At 45.1% G+C, this 20,966-nt stretch carries 21 protein-coding genes; 7 read left to right on the top strand and 14 right to left on the bottom strand.

What is annotated here, in order from left to right:
• Positions 1–407: 407 nt before the first annotated feature.
• The 5 genes from ACXLDX_RS11390 to ACXLDX_RS11370 form a co-directional block, all read right to left on the bottom strand.
• The gene (locus ACXLDX_RS11390; RefSeq protein ID WP_457577305.1) at positions 408–1,340 is read right to left on the bottom strand and encodes an FAD-dependent thymidylate synthase; all 933 of its coding nucleotides are present in this window, start codon (positions 1,338–1,340) and stop codon (positions 408–410) included.
• A gap of 2 nt (positions 1,341–1,342) precedes the next feature.
• Positions 1,343–2,527: a cysteine desulfurase NifS gene (nifS, locus tag ACXLDX_RS11385; protein WP_457577304.1), complete on the bottom strand. Its 1,185-nt coding sequence runs from the start codon at positions 2,525–2,527 to the stop codon at positions 1,343–1,345.
• Positions 2,527–3,363: a Fe-S cluster assembly protein NifU gene (nifU, locus tag ACXLDX_RS11380; RefSeq protein WP_457577303.1), complete on the bottom strand. Its 837-nt coding sequence runs from the start codon at positions 3,361–3,363 to the stop codon at positions 2,527–2,529. Before nifU ends, nifS begins: the two co-directional genes overlap by 1 nt.
• Before the next feature lie 197 nt (positions 3,364–3,560).
• A complete protein-coding gene (locus ACXLDX_RS11375) occupies positions 3,561–5,315 on the bottom strand; it encodes a phosphohexomutase domain-containing protein (protein WP_457577302.1) in 1,755 nt (584 codons plus the stop codon).
• A gap of 53 nt (positions 5,316–5,368) precedes the next feature.
• Positions 5,369–5,563 (bottom strand): Trm112 family protein, encoded by a 195-nt coding sequence (locus ACXLDX_RS11370; protein WP_457577301.1) that lies wholly within the window; start codon positions 5,561–5,563, stop codon positions 5,369–5,371.
• Positions 5,564–5,907: 344 nt separating this feature from the next.
• On the opposite strand from ACXLDX_RS11370, the gene ACXLDX_RS11365 reads away from it, so the two are divergent.
• Positions 5,908–6,756, top strand: coding sequence for an NAD(+)/NADH kinase (locus tag ACXLDX_RS11365; protein ID WP_457577300.1), 849 nt, complete (start codon positions 5,908–5,910; stop codon positions 6,754–6,756).
• Between the two features lie 179 nt (positions 6,757–6,935).
• Here the strand turns inward: ACXLDX_RS11365 and ACXLDX_RS11360 are convergent, their stop codons facing one another.
• Both ACXLDX_RS11360 and ACXLDX_RS11355 read right to left on the bottom strand, forming a co-directional pair.
• Entirely contained in the window at positions 6,936–8,324 is a 1,389-nt protein-coding gene (locus tag ACXLDX_RS11360; protein ID WP_457577306.1) for a sigma-54-dependent transcriptional regulator, read from the bottom strand.
• 24 nt (positions 8,325–8,348) lie between these two features.
• Positions 8,349–9,200 (bottom strand): PHP domain-containing protein, encoded by an 852-nt coding sequence (locus ACXLDX_RS11355; protein WP_457577299.1) that lies wholly within the window; start codon positions 9,198–9,200, stop codon positions 8,349–8,351.
• A 198-nt stretch (positions 9,201–9,398) separates the two neighbouring features.
• On the opposite strand from ACXLDX_RS11355, the gene ACXLDX_RS11350 reads away from it, so the two are divergent.
• The 3 genes from ACXLDX_RS11350 (at position 9,399) to ACXLDX_RS11340 (ending at position 11,792) form a co-directional block, all read left to right on the top strand.
• Positions 9,399–10,133 (top strand): hypothetical protein, encoded by a 735-nt coding sequence (locus ACXLDX_RS11350; RefSeq protein WP_457577298.1) that lies wholly within the window; start codon positions 9,399–9,401, stop codon positions 10,131–10,133.
• Positions 10,134–10,215: 82 nt separating this feature from the next.
• The gene (locus ACXLDX_RS11345; RefSeq protein ID WP_457577297.1) at positions 10,216–10,881 is read left to right on the top strand and encodes a FlgO family outer membrane protein; all 666 of its coding nucleotides are present in this window, start codon (positions 10,216–10,218) and stop codon (positions 10,879–10,881) included.
• Between the two features lie 80 nt (positions 10,882–10,961).
• Complete coding sequence (locus tag ACXLDX_RS11340; protein ID WP_457577296.1) at positions 10,962–11,792, top strand: SDR family NAD(P)-dependent oxidoreductase; 831 nt, start codon at positions 10,962–10,964, stop codon at positions 11,790–11,792.
• Positions 11,793–11,904: 112 nt separating this feature from the next.
• On the opposite strand, the gene ACXLDX_RS11335 is transcribed toward ACXLDX_RS11340, so the two are convergent.
• The 3 genes from ACXLDX_RS11335 to ACXLDX_RS11325 all read right to left on the bottom strand — a co-directional run bounded on the left by ACXLDX_RS11335 (position 11,905) and on the right by ACXLDX_RS11325 (position 14,171).
• Positions 11,905–12,603, bottom strand: coding sequence for a DVU0298 family protein (locus ACXLDX_RS11335; RefSeq protein WP_457577295.1), 699 nt, complete (start codon positions 12,601–12,603; stop codon positions 11,905–11,907).
• Between the two features lie 65 nt (positions 12,604–12,668).
• Complete coding sequence (locus ACXLDX_RS11330) at positions 12,669–13,784, bottom strand: DUF4388 domain-containing protein (RefSeq protein WP_457577294.1); 1,116 nt, start codon at positions 13,782–13,784, stop codon at positions 12,669–12,671.
• Between the two features lie 57 nt (positions 13,785–13,841).
• Positions 13,842–14,171, bottom strand: coding sequence for a hypothetical protein (locus ACXLDX_RS11325; RefSeq protein ID WP_457577293.1), 330 nt, complete (start codon positions 14,169–14,171; stop codon positions 13,842–13,844).
• Positions 14,172–14,379: 208 nt separating this feature from the next.
• On the opposite strand from ACXLDX_RS11325, the gene ACXLDX_RS11320 reads away from it, so the two are divergent.
• The 3 genes from ACXLDX_RS11320 to ACXLDX_RS11310 all read left to right on the top strand — a co-directional run bounded on the left by ACXLDX_RS11320 (position 14,380) and on the right by ACXLDX_RS11310 (position 17,463).
• Positions 14,380–15,534, top strand: a complete 1,155-nt coding sequence (locus ACXLDX_RS11320; protein WP_457577292.1) for an MFS transporter — start codon at positions 14,380–14,382, stop codon at positions 15,532–15,534.
• 168 nt (positions 15,535–15,702) lie between these two features.
• Complete coding sequence (locus tag ACXLDX_RS11315; protein WP_457577291.1) at positions 15,703–16,542, top strand: nitrous oxide-stimulated promoter family protein; 840 nt, start codon at positions 15,703–15,705, stop codon at positions 16,540–16,542.
• Between the two features lie 24 nt (positions 16,543–16,566).
• On the top strand, positions 16,567–17,463 hold the full coding sequence (locus ACXLDX_RS11310) for a TIGR01777 family oxidoreductase (protein ID WP_457577290.1): 897 nt from the start codon (positions 16,567–16,569) through the stop codon (positions 17,461–17,463).
• A 75-nt stretch (positions 17,464–17,538) separates the two neighbouring features.
• Here the strand turns inward: ACXLDX_RS11310 and ACXLDX_RS11305 are convergent, their stop codons facing one another.
• The 4 genes from ACXLDX_RS11305 to ACXLDX_RS11290 are packed head-to-tail and all read right to left on the bottom strand — an operon-like array spanning position 17,539 to position 20,744.
• Positions 17,539–18,426 (bottom strand): phosphoribosylaminoimidazolesuccinocarboxamide synthase, encoded by an 888-nt coding sequence (locus tag ACXLDX_RS11305; RefSeq protein ID WP_457577289.1) that lies wholly within the window; start codon positions 18,424–18,426, stop codon positions 17,539–17,541.
• 13 nt (positions 18,427–18,439) lie between these two features.
• The gene (locus ACXLDX_RS11300) at positions 18,440–19,294 is read right to left on the bottom strand and encodes a DUF3108 domain-containing protein (protein ID WP_457577288.1); all 855 of its coding nucleotides are present in this window, start codon (positions 19,292–19,294) and stop codon (positions 18,440–18,442) included.
• 11 nt (positions 19,295–19,305) lie between these two features.
• On the bottom strand, positions 19,306–20,184 hold the full coding sequence (locus ACXLDX_RS11295) for a UbiA-like polyprenyltransferase (protein WP_457577287.1): 879 nt from the start codon (positions 20,182–20,184) through the stop codon (positions 19,306–19,308).
• Complete coding sequence (locus ACXLDX_RS11290) at positions 20,163–20,744, bottom strand: UbiX family flavin prenyltransferase (RefSeq protein ID WP_457577286.1); 582 nt, start codon at positions 20,742–20,744, stop codon at positions 20,163–20,165. The genes ACXLDX_RS11295 and ACXLDX_RS11290 overlap by 22 nt, the downstream gene beginning before the upstream one ends.
• Between the last annotated feature and the right edge of the window lie 222 nt (positions 20,745–20,966).

Genomic DNA, 20,966 nt, shown 5'->3' with positions numbered 1-20,966 from the left:
CAATGAATTGCCAGTTCTGCCGTAATTTCTTGCAGGTACAGTCTAGGGGTAATAAAATCATCATGTTGTTACCCGTTGTGAATAGTTACCTGGTGTCTGTCCAGAAATGAGGATTTTTGTTCGAGATCAAGGCACACGGGAAATTTTACCGCAGGCATATAATTGATATCGGAGTCTACGCTTACCTCCGAGGATAAAATTTTTCGGGCAACGCAAATATCGGGCAAAAAGACCAGCTATGGACAGGCATTACCTGTTGCCAGACAGATACAGTCACAAATATATGGAGGAAACTACAAATGAATAATACCTAAATCCAGTATTTGAGAAAATAAAAAAAATCTTCTCCTTTCATAAAACAACTGAAAAAGAGAAGATTTTCTGATTCAAGGGAAGATATTGCGAGTTTACCTCTGTATCATGGGATATCTCCTGGAAAATTCTTCTGCCAGGGGAACAATTATTTCACGCATGGACGGTTCCGCAGCCGGGGATGTTCGCAATTTGAAAATATGCTGCCATTCAACTAGATTACAGTAAACTATGATCTCTGTCTTACAGGAGTTCGGCAGGACAGTTCTGGCGGCCTGGGGCGAAGAAGTCTCAAGCAGTTTTAAATATTTCTCTTCCGTGAACTCCATTGCTTCCTTCCACACCTTATATTCCTCACTTCCCTCGTCGTAAAACATCGGTTTTATAAAGGTCACCTGGCCATCGAATTTATCCTGGCTGTATCGACAGTATCTCTGACTTTCCTGGAGAAATGAACAGGGTCGATGGCGAACCAGTTCATGGGTTACAGCCCTGTTGACAATAAATTTCACACCGACATACCGGTGCCGCATAAGTAGATCACCCGGGAGTTCATCAACCTGTGCAAGACTCATTTTTTCTATCTTCAGAGAGGGATCGCTTTCAACAGCTTTATTCGCATCATACAGGTCTTCAAAAAGAAATGGTTCTTTTTCAGCCAGCAGGGAAACCATACCGGCTATAAGCTGATTCTCGGGAAATCCTGTATATAACTCTCTGAAACTGCGAATTGAGCCTGTGACAAGAAGACCATCCCCAACTCTGTCAATCACGAGGTATTTGGGTTGACAGGCAAAAAAATCTGTGACAAGAGCGTCACTGCAGAACAGTTTCAAAGTCACCACCGCAGTTTCAAGCACAGAATTATGACCATGTTTTGCGATTTTTGTCACAAAAGGAACAGCCGAATCTTCCGTAATAAGATCCTCACTTTTATAACATATACGACCACATGCTTCCAGCCTGACAGCCAGTGAACTTCTGTCCAGATCATCCTGAATCTCAAAATAAGGCTCAATTATTTTCATTTTCAGTTCCCTTTCCAAAATGGAGACATTTGTCTTAACGACTCTATTATTGTGGGCATTTTTTCCACTATATAATCAACTTCTTCGTCAGTATTGTAGATACTGAGAGAAAAGCGTATTGAACCATGGGCAGCGGTAAAAGGAACCCCCATTGCCCGGAGAACATGTGACGGTTCCAGGGAACCGGAAGTGCAGGCAGAGCCGGAAGAGGCACAGATATTATAGCGATTCATATGAAGAAGAATTGCCTCTCCCTCCACATATTCAAAACTGATATTGGTTGTATTCGGCAGTCTTGCAGTCCTGTGGCCGTTCAGGCGTGAGTTCGGAATTCTGCCCAGCAGCTCTTTTTCCAACCTGTCCCGCAGTTTTTTCACCCTGGTGTTTTCCTCGTCCATTTTTTCAGCAGCCAGTTCGCAGGCTCTTCCCAGGGCAACAATAGAGGCAACATTCTCTGTGCCTCCCCGCCGGCCACTCTCCTGATGACCGCCGGTGAGAAAAGGAACAAAAAGTGTTCCTCGTTTCACATAGAGAACACCTATCCCCTTCGGTGCATGAAGCTTGTGACCCGACAAAGAAAGAAAGTCTATATCAAGTTCTTTCAGGTTGATCGGTATCTTACCCACTGCCTGCACAGCATCGGTATGAAAAAGTATCCCTCTGTCCCTGGCCATTGCGGCCATCTTTTCAACAGGATAAATATTGCCGGTTTCATTATTGGCCCACATCACCGACACAATGGCTGTATCATCGGTCAATGCCGCCTCGTACTCAGCCATATCCACCATTCCCTGCTCATCAACCTTCAGACGGGTTACCTTGTATTTATGGCCTGTCAATGTTTCAAGATTTTCGCACAGACTCTTGACAGCCGGGTGCTCTACTCTTGTTGTCACCACGTGTCTTTTTTCCGGGAATGTCCGCAATGCCGAAAGGATGGCGGTGGAATCACTTTCCGTTCCACAACTGGTGAACGTGATTTCTTCCGGCTGTGCTCCAAGCAGATCGGCAATTTTTCTCCGAGCTTCGGAAACAGCCTGCCCCACCTGACCACCAAAGGTATGCATGCTGGAGGGGTTCCCGTACAATTCTTTCAAATACGGCAACATGGCATCAACAACTTCCGGAGCCACCATAGTTGTTGCATTATTATCCATATAGACAATTTTACCGTTAGTCTCTGCCATTACTCTTCTTCCTCCACAATAAGAGTGTCCAGTACCAGCTCCCGCAGTTTCTTTTCGACATATTCCTTAATGGTCGTCTGTGACTTTTTGCAGCTCTTGCAAGCACCCCGTAATGATACAGTCACAAAGTCACCATCCACATCAATCAGTTCAAGATCCCCCCCATCTTTTCTGAGACCCGGTTTGATTTCCCGCTCGAGAACTTCTTCGATTTTTTTGATTTTCTGCAATGCTGTCATTTTTTTGGTCCCTGACCCCGCGGCAGTGGCTTCCGTCTTCCCACCAACTGTTTTTCGCAGAATTTCTCTTAACTTATCCTCACACTTGCCACAACCGCCTCCGGCTTTGGTGAAATTTGTAATTTCTTCCACAGAACGAAGATTCGATTCATTTATCGCCCTGATGACTTCAAGATCCGTCACACCAAAGCACTCACAGACAACTTCTCCTTCCGCCATGGGAAGGATCATGCCCCGATAATCTGCAATAGCAGCTTCCAGAGCTTCACGCCCCATAACCGAGCAATGCATTTTTTCTTTTGGCAGACCACCAAGGGCATTGGCAATATCCTCATTGGTGACCTTAGAGGCTTCTTCCACCGACATACCAATAACCATTTCAGTTAACACAGAGGATGATGCAATAGCACTCGCACAACCAAATGTTTTGAATTTGGCATCCGTAATGATCTCATTCTCATCTATTTTTAGAGTCAGCTTCAAAGCATCACCACAGGCAAGGGAGCCTACATCCCCTGTACCATCAGCGTTTTCCAGCTCACCGACATTTTGAGGGTTCAGAAAATGCTGTTGAACCTTATCAGTATATTCCCACATAAATTTCTCCCGAAACTATTATAACTTAATCTGAAAATCCTCGGCTGAGGGTTGTATCGCCGCAGGCGTGATTTTCATTGCTTTGCTGTGACCAAACCATCTGGTCCGGTCAGGCATTTATCTTCCTGCTTCAAGCTGACAATAATACCTGAAATGCAAAATGCAACCACATTGTAGCCCTGTTTTCAGCAGGATATCTACAATAAACCAATTTCTTCCAGCATTTTTCCGGCTGTCTGAACAAGATCACTGGTCCCGCTATCCGTACGTGATTCGACATAAAACCGCACCTTCGGTTCTGTTCCCGATGGCCGTATCATTAACCAGGAACCGTCATCAAAAATCATCTTACGACCATCTATTGTAATGACATCTACAATTTCCCTGGTACGGCTGCCAACTGAAACAGTACTTCCCACAGAGTATTTCTCAAGTCCCTTGAGAATATTCAGCAGTTCCTCTCCCCGCACACTGACCGCAATTCCATCCCGTGCCGGAAAATAACTGCCATACTCCCGCTCAAGTTCCTGCAGGTACTCTCCAAGATTTTTCCCCGTTGTCAGCATCATCTCCAGAGCTAGAAACAATCCTATATAAGCGTCTTTTTCCGGAGTGTGACCAATAATTGTAATACCATCAGATTCCTCGAAACAGACCAGCGCCCTGCCTATGACGGATTTAAAATTTTTAAATCCAACCGCAGGCTCAAAGACCTCCTCCTCAAGAATATCAGCAATACGGTTGGCAAAATTCGAAGTGGCAACCGTTTTGGCAACCATCCCTTTTTTTCCTTTATATTCATGGAGAAAATGGAAAGCCATGGCGCCGAACTGATTCATGCTGATCTCCACATTGCCATCCGTAAAACGTATCCTGTCACCATCCGGATCGATAATGCAGCCCAGCCTGAGCAGTTCCTTTTTTTTCCGGAGCAGATTGACAACACCACGCATATTGACAGAAGAAGGTTCCGGCGCCACTCCTCCAAATGTAACATCTCTGTTCTCTCTCAGTACAGTGAGCGACCCTGTCGATGTATTGTCAAAAAGCTTCCTTATATGCAGACGGCTTGCGCCATGGACACAGTCAACGGCAACGGCAATATCCTTTTTCCGCAAAAACCGCGATACATTTTTTTTCAAATCCAGCCCATGAACAGTCCTGTTCCTCTGTACCATTTTCTTCCATAATCCCAGAGAATCAATACATGTGATATTATCCAAGTCTATCTGCTTATTGAACACATCTCCATTTCTGTAATAGGAAGAATTATCTCTTAAAATAATTCTGTTGGAATTTTCTGTTATTCTCTCAGTCAGTTGAGGTGCAGCAGGACCAGCATCCGCGCCGTTAAATTTATAACCACCATATTCAAGAGGATTATGCGAGGGAGTCAGATTAATGGAAAAGGCGGCACCACATTCCAGAACCGCAGCAGAAAGAACTCCTGTTGTGGACTCACCTGCATAGTAAAGTGTGAACCCGGCGCCGGTCAGGATATGCATAACACACCCCGCGAGGTATTCACCCGCAAACCGGTTATCAAAACCAATAACACACCCACGTGTCAAGGCCTCAGAAAAACTGCTGACCCCAAGAAACTGAGCCAGTTCTTTTTCAGTATCAACAGACTGAAAAAGCTCAACTATGGCTGCGGTGACACAACAGACCGAATGGGCAAATACATCTTTTCCAAGCCGTCCACGCCATCCGGATGTCCCGAATTTTATTTTTTCTACCGGTTTGTTCCTGTTTTCCTCTATCTCCTGCGCCAGCAAATCATAGGCCAGTTTTATCGGTTCCTCCCATCTGGTTCCCTCACTGTTTTTTTGGGCAACAAGCTTCCTGATAAGGGTTAAATAGTCACTTGCAGCATGATCTCCAGTGACGATATACTGTTCAAACAATTCCCGGGCATAATCCGGAATGATCTGTTTTTGTGGCTTTGACATAAGAACCTTCTTCCTTTACCAGAACCCGTGAACCTCCGAAGGGGATGCAGGCGTTAATCCTGTTCAATACTCTTTGCCTCGTCAATCAGCATAATCGGAATACCATCACGTATTTCATAAAGGAGCTTGCATTTTTCACACAAAATACCTTCGGCTTCCTTTAACTTCACAGCACCTTTACATTGGGGGCATGCGAGAATTTCAAGTAAATCCTTGTTGATTGTTTCCATAATATCCTGTCTATTCATAACAACCCGGTAAAAATGGTAAACAGGGCTGCAGCTTAATATTGTTGTCTCTTTCCGGCCAATCTGCTATGTACCAGACCTGAATCCGTCACGGATTCAAGTTTTTTTCTGATTACCCATAAAACTCAGCCGGACAGGAGATGTGCCTGTGAGCAATTACAGTTCAGAGGTAATAAAATCACAGATTGCTGTACCTGTGACCAATTTCGAAATTTGATTGAAAAAATGCCAGATCAGATTTTTTTAAACCGGTAGAGTCTATTTGATAAAATCACTCTCCTCCTTTCGGTTCATCTGATTCAAAAGGAATACTGTATCCGAAAATCGTTTGCAATAAGAAAGGCATGTCTTCACATCAACCATTTAAAACAGAAACCAGATTGGCTCTTCATCGGGTCGGAATCATTACCAAAAAAAATGACTCTCCGGCACGGGATTATGCCTTGACCCTTACGGCCTGGTTTGAAAGGAAACAAATCAACGTTACGGTCAACCAGATTGCACCAGGACTGGATCTCATAATTGTTCTAGGGGGAGACGGTACTCTGCTCCATATTGCGGAACAGGCGGCCCGATATTCTATTCCTGTACTTGGTATAAACCTCGGTCATCTGGGTTTTCTCACGGAATTGACGGAAAATGAGACAGTTGATGCCCTCGAACATATCCTCTGCCATACAGTTATCATCGAAAACAGGCTCATGCTCAAATCAAGGCTTGTTCAAAATGGTATTGGGGAAGAATACAGATTCGCCCTTAACGAAGTTGTTGTCAACAAACAGGTCAACGACAGGCTACTCAACCTTTCAACAACAGCGGATGGAGATTATATCGCCACATACAAAGCGGACGGCCTGATTTTTTCTTCACCGACCGGCTCCACCGCCTACAATCTTTCAGCGGGTGGTCCACTCGTCCACCCGGAGTTAGCCACCATACTGGTCACCCCCATATGCCCATTCATGCTCGGTTCCAGACCCATCATCCTGCCTGCTTCCAAGGTCATCCGTACACGCTTTGATGCCCGGAACAACAGTGAAAATGCCCAGGTTATCGTTGACGGCCAACCCGTATGGACCATGAAAAACAACGACATCCTTGAAATTGAAACAGCCGAACACCCTTTGAAACTGATAGTCTCCTCAACACGAAACTATTTTACCATCCTCAGGAATAAGTTGAACTGGGGATAACCTTATGGGCGCCTTGAATAATGAGAATCTTCGCTCAACATCAAAGAACAGGTAAATTAAAAACACAGCATATTATTCATATGTGAGCGTTTTTCATTGTCCTGTGACACAGAAATCAGGCGAAAAGGTTTTTTTTCAAAATGGCCTTTTGCGGGTCAGGGGGGTGCCTGGATTCCGGTTTATTTTTTCTTCTTTATACCGTACTTTTTCATTTTATACTGGAGGAGACTCTTGGTAATACCCAGTTTCTCTGCAGCCCTTGCCTGAATATTTTCAGTCTCAGCCAGGGCTCTCTTCAACATCTTCTCCTCAATGGCATAGAGTACCTCATTGAGTGTCAGATCATCAGGGATTAACTGATTGATATCAACATCTTTTTCCCAGGACGATTTTCCTTCCATATAGAGGCTGTCCGGCTGCACATCTTCCGCTTCAATCACATCTCCACTGCAGAGAATGGCTGCCCGCTCAATGGTGTTTTCAAGCTCACGAATATTGCCCTCCCAGGGGAGTTTCATCAACAGTGCCATGGCAGAGGGAGAAATTTTTAAATCAGTTCTGTTTAAAGATTTTTTGAATCTTTCCATAAAAAATTCAACCAGGAGTTTCATGTCATCCATCCGCTCCCTGAGAGCAGGGAGATTGACCGGGATAACATTCAGACGATAAAACAGATCTTCCCGGAACCGACCTGAAGCAACCTCCTCCCGCAGGTCCCTGTTCGATGCGCTGAGAATACGCACATCGACTTCCAGGGTTTTCCCGCCACCAACCCTTTCAAATTTTTTTTCCTGGAGCACCCTGAGGAGTTTTGACTGCAGCGGCAGTGGAATTTCTCCCACTTCATCAAGGAAAAGCGTCCCCCGATGTGCCAGTTCGAATCGACCTTTGCGCATGGCTACTGCTCCTGTGAAAGCACCTTTTTCATGCCCGAACAACTCACTTTCCAGAAGACCTTCTGAGAGAGCCGCACAGTTTACGGCAATAAAAGGTTCTGTCTCTCTGGGACTATGCATGTGGATTGCCTTTGCCACCAGTTCCTTACCGGTACCGCTTTCACCTGTGATAAGGACGGAAGCGTCAGTGGGAGCCACCTTTTCAATCAGTTTGTAAACTGCAAGCATTTTTGGATTTTTACCGACCATGCCGCTAAACCCTGTCCGCCCCCTTATCTCATCCCGAAGACGGGTATTTTCACGAAGAATGGAGTAGTGGTGCACAGCTTTGTGCAGGTTGACAATGAGTTCATCATTGGAAAACGGCTTTGCCAGATAACTGAACGCCCCGGCCTGCATCGCTTCGACAGCCTTGTCCACCTCGGCAAATGCAGTGATTACAATAACAGGCAGGTTAGGCCGTTTTTCCTTGAGCTTGAGCATAAACTGCAATCCGTTCATACCGGGCATCTGCATGTCCGTCACAACGATATCAAGATCAACGTCCTGAACAATTCTCAACCCCTCTTCACCACCGGAACCGGTGAAAACCTCAAATCCTTCATCCCGCAGCAACTCAGAAAGCACAACAAGATAATTCGGCTCATCATCAACAATAAGAATTGAATGCATACTCATATCGATTTTTCACAAGTTTTAAAATTTCTGATTTTTTTCTGTTCTTTTTTTCAGTTCAGACAGCACAGCGGATGGAACTGTTACATTTTTTCCACCTGCCAGGGTTGTACCGGGCCTCATGTCTCCATGATAGTCACTCCCGCCACTGACCACCAGACTGTACCGTTCAACATACTGTAAAAGAGTAGCCCGGTTTTTTTTTGAATGGGTCGGATAGTACAGTTCCAGACCATCCAGCCCCTGGTCAACAAGTCTGCCAATGACAGAATTCAATTCCAGCCCTTTTTTCACAAGCTGCATTGGGTGGGCAAGAACAGCAACCCCGCCCGCCTGATGAATCAGATCCAGCACTTCATCAGCAGAAAAAACAAACCGGCGAACATAGGCACTGCCATTATCACCGAGATACCTGGCAAATGCCTCATCAATGTTTGCCACCAGACCTTTGCTAATCAGAACTTTTGCGATATGAGGTCTTCCGGTCTGACCAATTTGCGAAACAGCGGCAATTTCTTCTTCCTGAAGATGTATGCCGGTTTTTCCAAGAAGTTGCAGGATTTTTCTGTTCCTCTCAATTCTTGCCTTCTGCAGCCTCTCGATTGCCCCAAGAAAAACTTCATTATTGATATCAAAGAGGTAACCGAGGATATGAACTGTTGTTTTATCGTATATTGCACTGATTTCAATTCCGGAAATGACTTCCAGATCAAGCTGTCGTCCCCGCCGGACGGCCTCCCTTACACCATCCACCGTATCGTGGTCTGTTATTGCGACCGCTTCCAACCCCTTTTTTTTCGCGTAAACAATTAATTCCTCCGGGCTCATTGTACCATCTGAATGGTAGGAGTGTATATGCAGATCAATAGACATATTTTTCTTTACTTTTCCCTTTTTTGTCCGATAAAGTGTTCACAGGTGTCACAATTTTTTACAAGCGCTTTTGTTCGATTTTCCCTATCCATACGGACAAAAGAGACCGTGAAAAGCCGGGGTGCCTGTAAATAATTACAATTTATGGTCAAGCACTGATTTGGTTCATACAGTCTACACTCACCCGGAGAATTTTATATGCGCTTTTGGCACGTTATTTTTATTTCATTCCTGCTGTTTGCCGGCTGTTCCGCAAGAATTCCAGAACCCATTGATTATCCTTACTCCCAGCAGCAGAAAATGCAGTCTTCCCGACATTGGGAAATTCTTGCTGAGGATCTTGCAAACAGAATAAACAATCAGCTGATCATCACGGACAATATCCAGAGCACTGTTTATGTGGAACCCACCTGCGGTGATGAATCAACGCCCTGCGGCCCTAACGAAACAAGCAGTTTCAATGAAGCATTCCGTGACCTGCTCATAACCAAACTGTTTGACTATGGTATCCCAACCCGTAATCAAATGAAAGAGGATACTATTTCCATTCAATATAAGGTGCAGATCGTAAGGCACAACAGTGACAGAACCAGAACACTTCAGCCGGGTGTACTGACGGCGATTTCCTCTGCTATTGTCGTTCTCAGGAATGCACCGAGCAATCTGGTTCTGCTCGCCTCAGGAGTTGCCGCAGACATCGCCAATACCACTTTCACCACAAATGGTCACTATGAGATCATTATAACGACATCAATGATTAAAGATGAAAAATACCTGTTCAGGGCATCAGATATTTACTATATAAACGATGAAGATTTCTACCATTACCAGGAATCAAACGGATTGAAGGCAAGAACAATCCCTTTTTCCGGCGCCACAAGGGAGAAAAAACCGGAAAAAACCACTTCTGAAAATATTAAAACAAAAACCTGATTCAGAAAGCTATGTAATTTTACCTGAATAATAATCACGAAAACCGTCACGGATTCAGGTTTTAAAAAGGATTCAAAACAGCATGAAATACATAAGAGCCAACATCTTCAACTCAGGCAGCCACTTCTGCAGACAATGGTTCTTTTTTTCTCTGACACTGGTTTCTCTTATCATTACAGGCTGTTCTTCATTTAACGGCACACCTCTTGAAAAATACCTTGGCGCCGATACCAACCTTATCACCTTTTCCTACACCATTGCCGACAACCTGGTTCAACGGGCAACCCCCCCGCTGGTCCCCCACCATCCCGATATGCCGGTTCTTGTCACGACAGTTGTGGATAACAATAATTTAGGAAGAACATCCAGATTCGGCAGAATTCTTCAGGAACATATTGCCTCCAGATTAGTGCAGCTGGGATACAGTGTCAAAGAAATTAAACTTGCAAACACTCTGAAGATAATTCCGGGCTCAGGTGAAACCATTCTCACCAGGGACTTGTCACTCCTGGAAGGGAGCAGTACTGCCCAGGCCATCTTTGTCGGAACGTTTTCATACACCAGGACAACCATGTACTTATCCGTACGACTCATCAATCCCGTCAACAGTAATATTATCGCTACGGACGACTACCAGCTCACCATGGATGACAATATCCTGGCCATGTTCGGCCTCCAGCGCCTTGACAGCAGGGATGACACAATTAAAGAACCCCCAAGGCCTTTTTTGAATTCAGTTTTTAACTGAGTTTTTCCCGTAAGAACCCGGTACAGCGGATTGTCCATCAGCTGTGCTTCATGTAAATATCTTTTGAAACAGACAAATCAATGCGACTGCAGAATAAATATGCCCTTATTCCAGGGGCTTCTCGACCAGTTGGCCGGGCTGTGGCACGGAAATTTGCCGACGAAGGTGCCTTTCTCTTCCTGCCGTATTATGACTGGCCTGATTCCAGCCGTGAAATGGAGAAAGAATTTTCCTCCGCCGGTTATTCGTTTTTTTCCCATCAGGTTGATTTGCGAAACAAAAAAGAGGTGAAAATATTTATTTCTGAAGTAAAAAAGAAAACAACCAGACTGGATTTTCTTATCAATAACATTGAAAGAGGAGGAATGCCGGTTGTGCATGGCAGTTATGATCACCCCCATAACAGTAACCAGTGGGATACGGAGATTGACACAACCCTTAAGGCAAAATGGCTGCTCTATCACCATTGCCTTTCCCTCCTCCGGCACAGTTCATCCGGTTCTGTCCTCAATATCTCCTCAATAGCCGCCATCACCGGAAGAAGCGGGCCGGGTGGTCTTTTCTTTAATGACGGTTTCAGCGCTGCCAATCATGCCATCGGCTCATTGACCAGAACCTGGGCCAGGGAGATGAGCCCGAATGGAAGGGTGAACGAACTGATGCTCGGCCTTGTCGAATCACGCCATGGGCCTGGAACACGTGGGTGGCAGGTGTTGACCGAAGAAGAAAAAAAGAACCTCAGGGAGCATATTCTCCTTAATCGTTTCAGTACTCCGCAGGAAGTGGCTGAAATGGTCTTTTTCCTGGCAGTGGAAGCAACGTATTTAACCGGAACAATAATACCCATGGATGGTGGTTTCTCCCTGGGAGGAGATTCAATTCAACCAATGCCCAAAGGAATTCTCTCATAACAGAACAGGAAAAACAAAATCACAGTTCAGAGGTAATAAAATCATAAAGTTGCTGCCCCTGTGATCAGTGACCACAGAGCTGCCGTCCCCGCGAACAGATACCGCGCGCAGGCTATAAAGATATGACTGTTTCTTCCAGCAGTTTCTTTAAAGAAACATTTTCAAATCGCAAATTTCTATAAAGCCTGATAGATTCTACCTGATTTTTTAACAACCGGTTTTTTTTAATCTTATCTCCACACCCAAGAAGACCGAGCGTCCATATGGCAAGCGCCACAACATGCAGATCTGTAGAATCAAGATATGCCGTGACATCATCAACTATATTTTTCCCCGCCATTTCCTCCCCGTGCAGCTGACACAACCTGGCAATTCCCCAAAGCAATCCCCGCTGCAACATGGGTAACTCCAGATAGTTTCCGTCCTGGTGAATCTCTTCGCCATCCTGCTTCATATAGGATATCAGCATATGGAGATACTCATTCCTCAAGATGGAAGAATAACACATTATTTCCGCCATCGCCTCCGGACACCCCCAACCGATCCCGCCGGACTCATCATTTAAGCTCCAGAGAAAACGTCTCATGACGACCCTGGCTTCTTCCGGGTTCTCTTCTGCGAGACGGGGCACAACCCTGCCGAAACAATTCACACTGTTCCACCGCACTTGTTCGTCAGGGTGGCAGAGGGCCAGGAAGAGATAGTGGATAAGAATATGAGCAGATATTTCTTCTGAAAACCGAAAAATTTCTTCCGGATTCTCCTGAGCCAGCAACGAAAAAATCAATGCCTTCAGTTTTCTTCTTCCCATTAAAACCCTTTTACGTAATTGGCCATAAGGGCAGCAACTCTATGATTTTATTACCTCTAAAGTCATCATTGATTCAGGAGATTATTCATTCTTCCATAACCGGTTACCCGGTGTCTCCTGTCATCCAACTGTTTCATCCCCTCCATAAGCATAGCCATGAACCCTCCGATTACATTCAGTTTTTTTTCGTTTTCAGACAAGCCCTGACTGAATTTGAACCGCCCGTTATCGATGGATAAAATCTCGTAAAACGCATCTTTTCCTTCGTGCTCATTCAGTTCAGCATGGACAAGTTCACCCTCGTTGAAAAGGATTACAGCCCGTTTTTCTTCATATTCAAGATGTAACCGACCTGTTTTCTGATTGGAATTAATCATCTGGCAGAGCTCCACAGGTGAAATATCAGATAACTGTCCCACCATTCCGGATGACAGCTCTTCCGCACGCTGGAGGTTCATTTTGGTGATTCTGCTCACCAGTAATTTGTAAAAAAATACCTGGAGAGCGGGAAACCTGGTAAGAATATGCCTGAAATTCTTATGGTTCATAACCGCAATTTTACATGGCTCAGCGGCCATGATTGTCGTTGTTACTCTTTCTCCGGAGAGAAGGCTCATTTCTCCGAAGACTTCACCTTTTTCCAGTTCAGCAAGGGTAACACCATGATCATCAATCACCTCTGCCTTTCCGGAAATAATGATGAACAAACGATTTCCAGGATCCCCTTTCTGGGTTATCGGAAACTGCCAGGGGTATTCAGTCAGTTCAAGCAGGGTTGCAAGATCAAGCAGATCATCATCAGACAATGTCGAGAATAGTTCAATACTGCGCAGCAGTCCCGCAAAATCGGATACTTCCCTGATCTTCTCCCTTCTTTCAGTTGCGGCAAGAAGTTTCATCTGCAGGGTAGCAAAACCTTTTTCCTTTTTATATTCAAAACGGATAATACCTGTACAGCCGCCACATTCAAATTTGTTTTTTTCAATGCCACTCTGACTGAATTTTTCATAACTCTCACCTTCGGACGCTATTTCAATCAGTTCCCTGGCAAGGGTCAGACAGGTGGCTTTTCCTGCGGGCATGGTCAGGTTCCCTTCACTGACATCCAGCTCTTCTCCCACATTATACAGGGGACAATGACGTTCTTCAGTGATTATAAATATGCCGTTTCTAAACTGCATGGTTCACCCGATGCTGAATTAAGGCTGAACAATATCAGCCATTCTCTTCTTACGGATTCAGTCGGATCGCCCGAACAAAAGATAGATTATGAATCCGAGAACAACAGCTCCACCGAAAATCACGGGTAAAATTTTATCAATCTGTATTTCGCCGTTAACCAGCAGGGAATTCATATACGGTGTTCCTGAAAACCACCAGACCGCAGTTAAAACAGAGAGTATAATAATATCTTTCCATTTCTGTTTATACAGATTGTAAAGAATAAACGAACCAAAAGGAACAATAAACCAGGGATTGGTAAAAAGAGCGACAATATCGACATTCTTTATCTGTTCCTGAAGATGCGTTGATTCAAACCATTGTACAAGAGTATTTAGAAATTCCATCTTTTTCTTTTTTTACTGTATTAAATAAATGTAATGATTAGTTTACCTGATGTAATAAGATTACCTTTTCACAATGAATTTACCTAGAAGAATATTTACAAAAACAAGTATCATGATACCACCGCCCGGCTGTTCCCCAAGAGCATCCGTGTTTATTATAGCATACGCTGCCTTTTTTGTCCGCTGACACCACTGGATTGGAAGATAAATGAATGTGATACAACAGATCACCAACAGGCCCATGTACCTGTATATCCTGCTCCTCAGCATGTGCGCAACAGGAGGGCTCCAGGCGACACGCATCCTTTTTGATAACTTCGCCGTCCATGTTGTGCATCTCAACGGTAACCACATCGGCATGATCCAATCCATAAGAGAGGTACCCGGTTTTTTATCTCTTTTTGTGATTTACATTCTCTTTATTATCAAAGAACACCGGCTCGCCTCCTTCTCTGTACTCATTCTTGGCGCAGGAATCGCACTTACCGGTTTTTTTCCGACCTATTACGGCCTGATCTTCACAACCCTTGTTATGAGTTTCGGCTTCCACTATTTTGAAACGACCAATCAATCCCTTACATTGCAATATTTCGACACAGATGAAGCTCCTCTCGTTTTCGGCAGACTACGCTCTCTTTCCTCCGCATGTAACATCAGTATCAGTGTTTTTTTTCTGACCGTAGGCCCCTTTTTCAACTTCAACACCCTCTATCTCTTTTTCGGTCTGATCATCATGGGACTCGCTCTTTCAACCTGGAAACTACACCCGGAAAAGAAAAATATTATCCCCCAGCACAGGAAGATGATCTTAAGAAAAAAGTACTGGCTTTTTTACCTTCTCACGTTTCTCGCGGGAGCGAGACGTCAGATTTTTACAGCCTTTGCTGTTTTTCTCCTAGTAAAAAAATTTGGCTTCAGTATCCAGGAAATCGCTATCCTGTTTCTGATCAACAATCTTGTGAATTATTTCCTCAGCCCTCTGATCGGGAGGTGTATCGTCAGATATGGTGAGCAGACAGTACTTTCAGTTGAGTATTTCGCCCTCCTTTTTGTATTCTGCGGCTATGCTCTGGTTTCAGATAAATACCTGGCCGGACTCCTGTACATCCTTGATCATGTCTTTTTCAACTTTTCCATTGCCATCCGGACATTTTTTCAGAAAATCGCAAATCCTGAAGACATTGCACCAAGCATGGCCGTGGGCTTTACCATCAATCATATTGCCGCCGTTGTTCTTCCGGCAATAGGCGGCCTGCTGTGGCTGATAGATTACAGGATTCCATTTCTGGCCGGCGCACTACTCAGCTTCATATCCCTTCTTTCGGTTCAATCAATTCCGACCCAGCTGAGACGAACAACTTGAATATTTAACTTCAGACTACTGAAAATGAAAAAACAGCAATCTCCACTCACTCAGCCCTCAACACGTTTTACCGCTGGAACAAAAAGGCAGGGTATGTCCTCTGGAAGTCATCAAACAGTGAAAATCCCAAACACGGACAGAACACCCGATTGCCGGGAACACTCTAATATGAAAAAGAATATTGTCCTTATCGGTATGCCGGGATCCGGAAAAAGCACTGCTGGTGTAATCCTGGCAAAAATACTCGGGATGCGTTTTCTGGATACGGATATCCTGATCCAGGCCGACCAACAGAGAACATTACAGGATATAGTTGATCAGGACGGGCATATGTCCCTGAGAGAAATTGAAGAAAAAGTGCTGCTTAAAATCAATGTCAAAAACCATGTCATTGCCACAGGAGGCAGTGCAGCCTATAGCCACACTGCAATGATTCACCTCCAGAAAGATGGTATAATTGTTTTTCTGCACGCAAACCTCAATGCACTGAAAAAGCGCATTAAAAACTATGAAACACGGGGCCTTGCCAAACGCAGGGACCAGAGTCTGAAAGATCTCTTTCATGAAAGGTTAACGCTGTACCGGCGCTATGCTGACATTACAATAGAGAATTCATTTATCAGCCAGGAACGGGTCTGTGAACAGATTATTTCAGCCATTTTTGGTGGACAGCAACAGCTTCCCCCAAGGCTCGAAAGAGAATATAATACCATGCAGGCGATGGTTGAAATCTATTGCAGAAAACACCATCAACCAGGAAAAAACGAGATCTGTAATGAGTGTGCTGAACTCATCAAATACGCCAGGGGAAAACTCGAAAAATGCCCTTTCCAGGAAAAAAAATCCACTTGCGGGAAATGTACCATCCATTGCTATAAAAAGGACATGAAAGAAAAAGTGGTTGCCATCATGCGATATTCCGGTCCTAAAATGATCAGGAAACATCCCGTAATGGCTTTTCAACACTTTCTGGACTCAAAAAAACCGGCACCACAACTCAAAAAATAACGTAATTGGTCACAGGCACATAATATGACAAAAACTCTGATAACCGGCTGTTCAGGATTGATAGGCAGCGCTCTTGTTGAACATCTCTTCAACAGTGGATATTCCATCCAGTGTCTGCAACGAAACAGGAACACAAAAAACAATGATTTCTGGAAGACAGCCAGGCTCCAGGCAAGCCACAAAAGCCCCTTTGATGCGGTCATTCATCTTGCCGGGGAAAATGTCGCCCAGGGGCGCTGGAACAAGGCCAAAAAAGAAAAAATCCTTCAAAGCAGAGTCAATGGAACCAGAGAGCTGGTTGACTATATTTCCCATCTTCCCAAAAAGCCCGGGACCTTTCTCTGCGCTTCTGCGGCGGGCTATTACGGCAATAGAGGTGAAGAAATTGTCGATGAAAGAAGCGGTCCGGGTGAAGGTTTTCTCGCCGAGGTCTGCAGGGAATGGGAAAAGGAAACAGAACGTCTGCCGGCCATGGGCGTCAGGGTCGTCAACCTCAGGTTCGGCATGGTCCTGAGCCCGAATGGTGGCGCGCTGCATAAAATGATACCCCCGTTTCGTGCAGGAGTGGGGGGGATCATAGGCAGTGGAGAACAGTATATCAGTTGGATCAGCATTCGGGATATCTGTGAAATTGTCTCCTTTATACTGACCAGCCCCAGGATCCAAGGTCCTGTCAATGTTGTCAGCCCTGTTCAGACTACCAACAGAGAACTGTCAAAGACTTTGGGGAAAATTCTCAATAAACCGGTTATCTTCCGTATTCCTGCCTTTGCAGCCAGAATGATCTTTGGCCGGATGGCTGACGAAATGCTCCTCACTTCCACCAGAGCTGCACCGACAGCACTGCTGGAAGCTGGATATACATTCCAGGATCAATCACTGGAAACTGTTCTCCGATTCTGCACACGAAAAGAACCCTGAGAACCTGAAAGCCGCCTGCAAAAAGCAGGATTGCATGACCATCGAACGCTCACAGGTTTAATGGTCTGTAAAAGATCAGCTTACGATTTTCCTGACAGCCTCTTCATATCGTGCCCTCGTTTTTTCTATTATTTCCAGGGGCAGTGACGGCGCTGGAGCCTTTTTATTCCAGTTGAGACTGCTGAGGTAATCCCGCAGAAACTGCTTATCAAAACTTGGCTGGGGTTTTCCGGGTTCATACTGCTCTTCAGGCCAGAATCGGGAAGAGTCGGGTGTCAGGACTTCATCAATGAGGATCAGCTTTCCGTCAATTTCCCCCAGTTCAAATTTAGTATCCGCAATAATTATTCCCTTTGTTCCTGCAAATTCAGACGCTCTTTTATACAGAGCTATACTGACATCAGCAATCTGCCGGGCCCTTTCTTCCCCCACAATTTCAGCCATTCGGTCAAGGGATATGTTTTCGTCGTGATCTCCGATTTCCGCTTTGGTCGAGGGTGTAAAAAGAGGTTGAGGAAACTTTTCCGATTCTTTCATACCCACCGGTAATTCAAAACCGCAAACAGTAGTATTCTCCTGATACGCTTTCCAGAATGAACCGGAAATATAGCCGCGAACAATACACTCGATGGATAGGGGGCGTGTTCTTCGCACCAGCATTGAGCGCCCCTGCAGCTGCTCTCTGTACTGATGACATATTTCCGGATATTCATCAACCGCTGCACTGATGAGATGATTGTCGATAATACCGCCAAGCAGCTTGAACCAGAAAAGTGAGAGTTCCGTCAAAACTGCGCCTTTGCCGGGAATGGCATCCTCCATCACCACATCATAGGCGGAGATCCTGTCCGTAGCCACCATTAACAGTTTATCTTCATGACCGGGAATACTATACATATCACGCACTTTTCCCCTGTGCACCAGCTCCAGTTCAGGAAAAGAGGTTGTCGTTACTGTGATCATCTTCCACTCCATTCTATCTTTGTCTTTTTACCTGCCTGTAACGTTTGCAGGCAGAATTTTCATATCCGACCAGCTCGGCGGTCAGTGAGCCTATGACAATCTTTGAATTGATAAGAACCGGGATACGGCATTCATCATCAGTGTACCAGATAACCGTATCACCCTTCTTATCATACAGCCCCCTGAACGTCATAACCGGCATGACTTCCAAAGCCTGAACCGGACCGATAACAGTTTTCTCAAATTGTTTTTTTGTGATGGTATTGACAACAACTTCGACTCTCTTTTTATCGGCAAAGGTCGGTACAATTATCTGTTCACCAACAACAAGATTCATTAACCGGCTGTTAAAAAAGGAGGTGAATTCATTATTGACAATGCCCTCAACACTGTACTCTCCCTCTGCTTTTTCATTTTTCCATAACCGTATCCGGCCCCTCTCCTGTTCATATTCGGTTATCCTGTGAGCTTTGTAACTGTACCCTTCATCCTGCCACACTTCATATCTGAAGGGCAGTCTCTCAAGCCCCCTGACCCAGGTGATGTGGGTGTCATTTATCGGGTACACCCAATGAACTGCGCCACCTTTTGTTGAAATTTCTGCCCTGATAGTAAAAATGTCAGGCCCTTCTGAAGCTTTACCTGTCTCAAGCCGGAGTTCACCTATTTTTATTCCCCCGGTCCATGAAACATCATAATCAAGAATCTCGTGGTCCGGGTATCCGTAAGGATTCAGGTTTTGATCAATTTTCCCGAGTGGTATCGTTTTTATTCTCTCGTTTTCTTTTCCCGTTACTCCAGCGACAGCCCGCCCGTCAACTGTCAGAGCCAGAAAAAGAACAACTATTAAAAAAAAATTATTTTTCATTGCGCCAACTCCTAACCGCCCAGGGTCATAAGAGAAAGCCAGGTCGCGGCGAACAAGGTCACACTTATAAATCCATTCATGGAAAAAAAAGAGGCATGAATCCGGGACAGATCCCCAGGTCGCACCAGCATATGCTGGTACAGAAGTGCTCCCGCAGTGAGAACCAGACCGGCATAGTACCAGATATTCAATCCGGCCTGATACCCTGTGAGAGCAAAAAAGAAAAAGGCAAGAACATGGAAAAGCCCGGCAAGCCTGAAGGCATTTTTTCTGCCGATTCGAGCAGGCAGAGAGTGAAGTCCACGATCACGATCAAAATCAGCATCAAGGCAACCGTATATTGTATCAAAACCGGCAACCCAGAACAGCACTCCGAGGGACAGCACCCAGGGATAACCGGCAAAACTGCCGCTTATTCCAACCCAGCCTCCCAGAGGAGAAAAGGCTAGAGCGACACCCAGTACAAGGTGACAGAATGAGGTGAACCTCTTGGTATAAGAATAAAAAAGGGTTGAAAAAAGAGCCAGGGGAGAAAGCTGCAGAGTCAGTGTATTCAGCCTTGAACAGGCCAGAAAAAAGATGAGAGCGGCTATGATTACCATCGTCCATGCCTCTTTCAGTTTGACTTCTCCCGCGGGCAGTGCTCTTCTGTTCGTTCGGGGATTCTCACAATCAAAACGCCTGTCGACTATCCGGTTAAATCCCATGGCACAGGTTCGCGCACCGACCATTGCCACAATAATCCACAACAAGGCTGTGTATTCTGGAAAACCGCCGGATGCCAGAAAAGCACCAATACAGGCAAAAGGAAGGGCAAAGATGGAAAGTTTAAACTTGATCATCTCCAGAAGGACCGAAATCCTTTCTATTAATCGTTGCTGTCCTGCCATCTTTTCCTGTCGTGTATTTCAATTTCAAGTTGATCCGCCAGCCGCCAACTATAGCTTAAAGCTGCTTCTTCAAGGGTAGCGGGGTTAAAATAAAAACTCGGCATAACCGGGCAGATAATTCCTCCGGCGTCGTGCACAGCAAGCATATTCTGCAAATGAGTACGATTCAAAGGTGTCTCGCGTACGCAAAGCACCAGTTTACGGCGCTCCTTCAATGTTACATCCGCAGCCCGGTGGATCAGATTCATGCTCAAACCACCTGCAATGGCAGCAAGAGTTCCCATTGTACACGGCAAAATAACCATGGAGTGATAATCCGAAGAACCGGAGGACGGGGCTGCCTTGAAATCATCAACATCATACCATTTTGTGATTACCGGCAGAGCTGCAGGTGTTATTTCGAGTTCCTTTTGCAACACGTCCTGCCCTGAAGCGGAAATAACAGCGTGAAATTCCACGGGGGCTGAACGCATTGTTTCAAGGAATGCCTTGATAAAAAGCATTCCACTCGCTCCTGTTATCCCTAAAAGGATTTTGCGTTTTCTTTTTTCAAAATCCATAAATTTTTTCGTAATCCTGAATCCGTAGGCGTCCAATGGTGACGCGGCCTGATTTTTAAACACCTTGATTACAGCAGGTTAGTGTCACGTCAACAATGAAATGACGTAATATTGCGCTGTAATTTTTTGTGCCATTCTGTCTGCGGCTTTGAGCGCATAGTTGAGCTATGTAACATAAGCCGCAGGCGGGATGGCGCGAAAAAGGACAAGCAAGATACGTCA

This window comes from Desulfomarina sp. (genome assembly GCF_054039375.1).
Note: the sequence above shows the minus strand (reverse complement) of the source record. Positions and strands in the feature narration are given on the sequence as shown.

Coding starts and splice junctions, on each gene's coding strand:
- ACXLDX_RS11390 (WP_457577305.1), bottom strand. CDS start 1,340: ATGAAAATAATTGAGCCTTATTTTGAGATTCAGGATGATCTGGACAGA.
- nifS (WP_457577304.1), bottom strand. CDS start 2,527: ATGGCAGAGACTAACGGTAAAATTGTCTATATGGATAATAATGCAACA.
- nifU (WP_457577303.1), bottom strand. CDS start 3,363: ATGTGGGAATATACTGATAAGGTTCAACAGCATTTTCTGAACCCTCAA.
- ACXLDX_RS11375 (WP_457577302.1), bottom strand. CDS start 5,315: ATGTCAAAGCCACAAAAACAGATCATTCCGGATTATGCCCGGGAATTG.
- ACXLDX_RS11370 (WP_457577301.1), bottom strand. CDS start 5,563: ATGAATAGACAGGATATTATGGAAACAATCAACAAGGATTTACTTGAA.
- ACXLDX_RS11365 (WP_457577300.1), top strand. CDS start 5,908: ATGTCTTCACATCAACCATTTAAAACAGAAACCAGATTGGCTCTTCAT.
- ACXLDX_RS11360 (WP_457577306.1), bottom strand. CDS start 8,324: ATGCATTCAATTCTTATTGTTGATGATGAGCCGAATTATCTTGTTGTG.
- ACXLDX_RS11355 (WP_457577299.1), bottom strand. CDS start 9,200: ATGTCTATTGATCTGCATATACACTCCTACCATTCAGATGGTACAATG.
- ACXLDX_RS11350 (WP_457577298.1), top strand. CDS start 9,399: ATGCGCTTTTGGCACGTTATTTTTATTTCATTCCTGCTGTTTGCCGGC.
- ACXLDX_RS11345 (WP_457577297.1), top strand. CDS start 10,216: ATGAAATACATAAGAGCCAACATCTTCAACTCAGGCAGCCACTTCTGC.
- ACXLDX_RS11340 (WP_457577296.1), top strand. CDS start 10,962: ATGCGACTGCAGAATAAATATGCCCTTATTCCAGGGGCTTCTCGACCA.
- ACXLDX_RS11335 (WP_457577295.1), bottom strand. CDS start 12,603: ATGGGAAGAAGAAAACTGAAGGCATTGATTTTTTCGTTGCTGGCTCAG.
- ACXLDX_RS11330 (WP_457577294.1), bottom strand. CDS start 13,784: ATGCAGTTTAGAAACGGCATATTTATAATCACTGAAGAACGTCATTGT.
- ACXLDX_RS11325 (WP_457577293.1), bottom strand. CDS start 14,171: ATGGAATTTCTAAATACTCTTGTACAATGGTTTGAATCAACGCATCTT.
- ACXLDX_RS11320 (WP_457577292.1), top strand. CDS start 14,380: ATGAATGTGATACAACAGATCACCAACAGGCCCATGTACCTGTATATC.
- ACXLDX_RS11315 (WP_457577291.1), top strand. CDS start 15,703: ATGAAAAAGAATATTGTCCTTATCGGTATGCCGGGATCCGGAAAAAGC.
- ACXLDX_RS11310 (WP_457577290.1), top strand. CDS start 16,567: ATGACAAAAACTCTGATAACCGGCTGTTCAGGATTGATAGGCAGCGCT.
- ACXLDX_RS11305 (WP_457577289.1), bottom strand. CDS start 18,426: ATGATCACAGTAACGACAACCTCTTTTCCTGAACTGGAGCTGGTGCAC.
- ACXLDX_RS11300 (WP_457577288.1), bottom strand. CDS start 19,294: ATGAAAAATAATTTTTTTTTAATAGTTGTTCTTTTTCTGGCTCTGACA.
- ACXLDX_RS11295 (WP_457577287.1), bottom strand. CDS start 20,184: ATGGCAGGACAGCAACGATTAATAGAAAGGATTTCGGTCCTTCTGGAG.
- ACXLDX_RS11290 (WP_457577286.1), bottom strand. CDS start 20,744: ATGGATTTTGAAAAAAGAAAACGCAAAATCCTTTTAGGGATAACAGGA.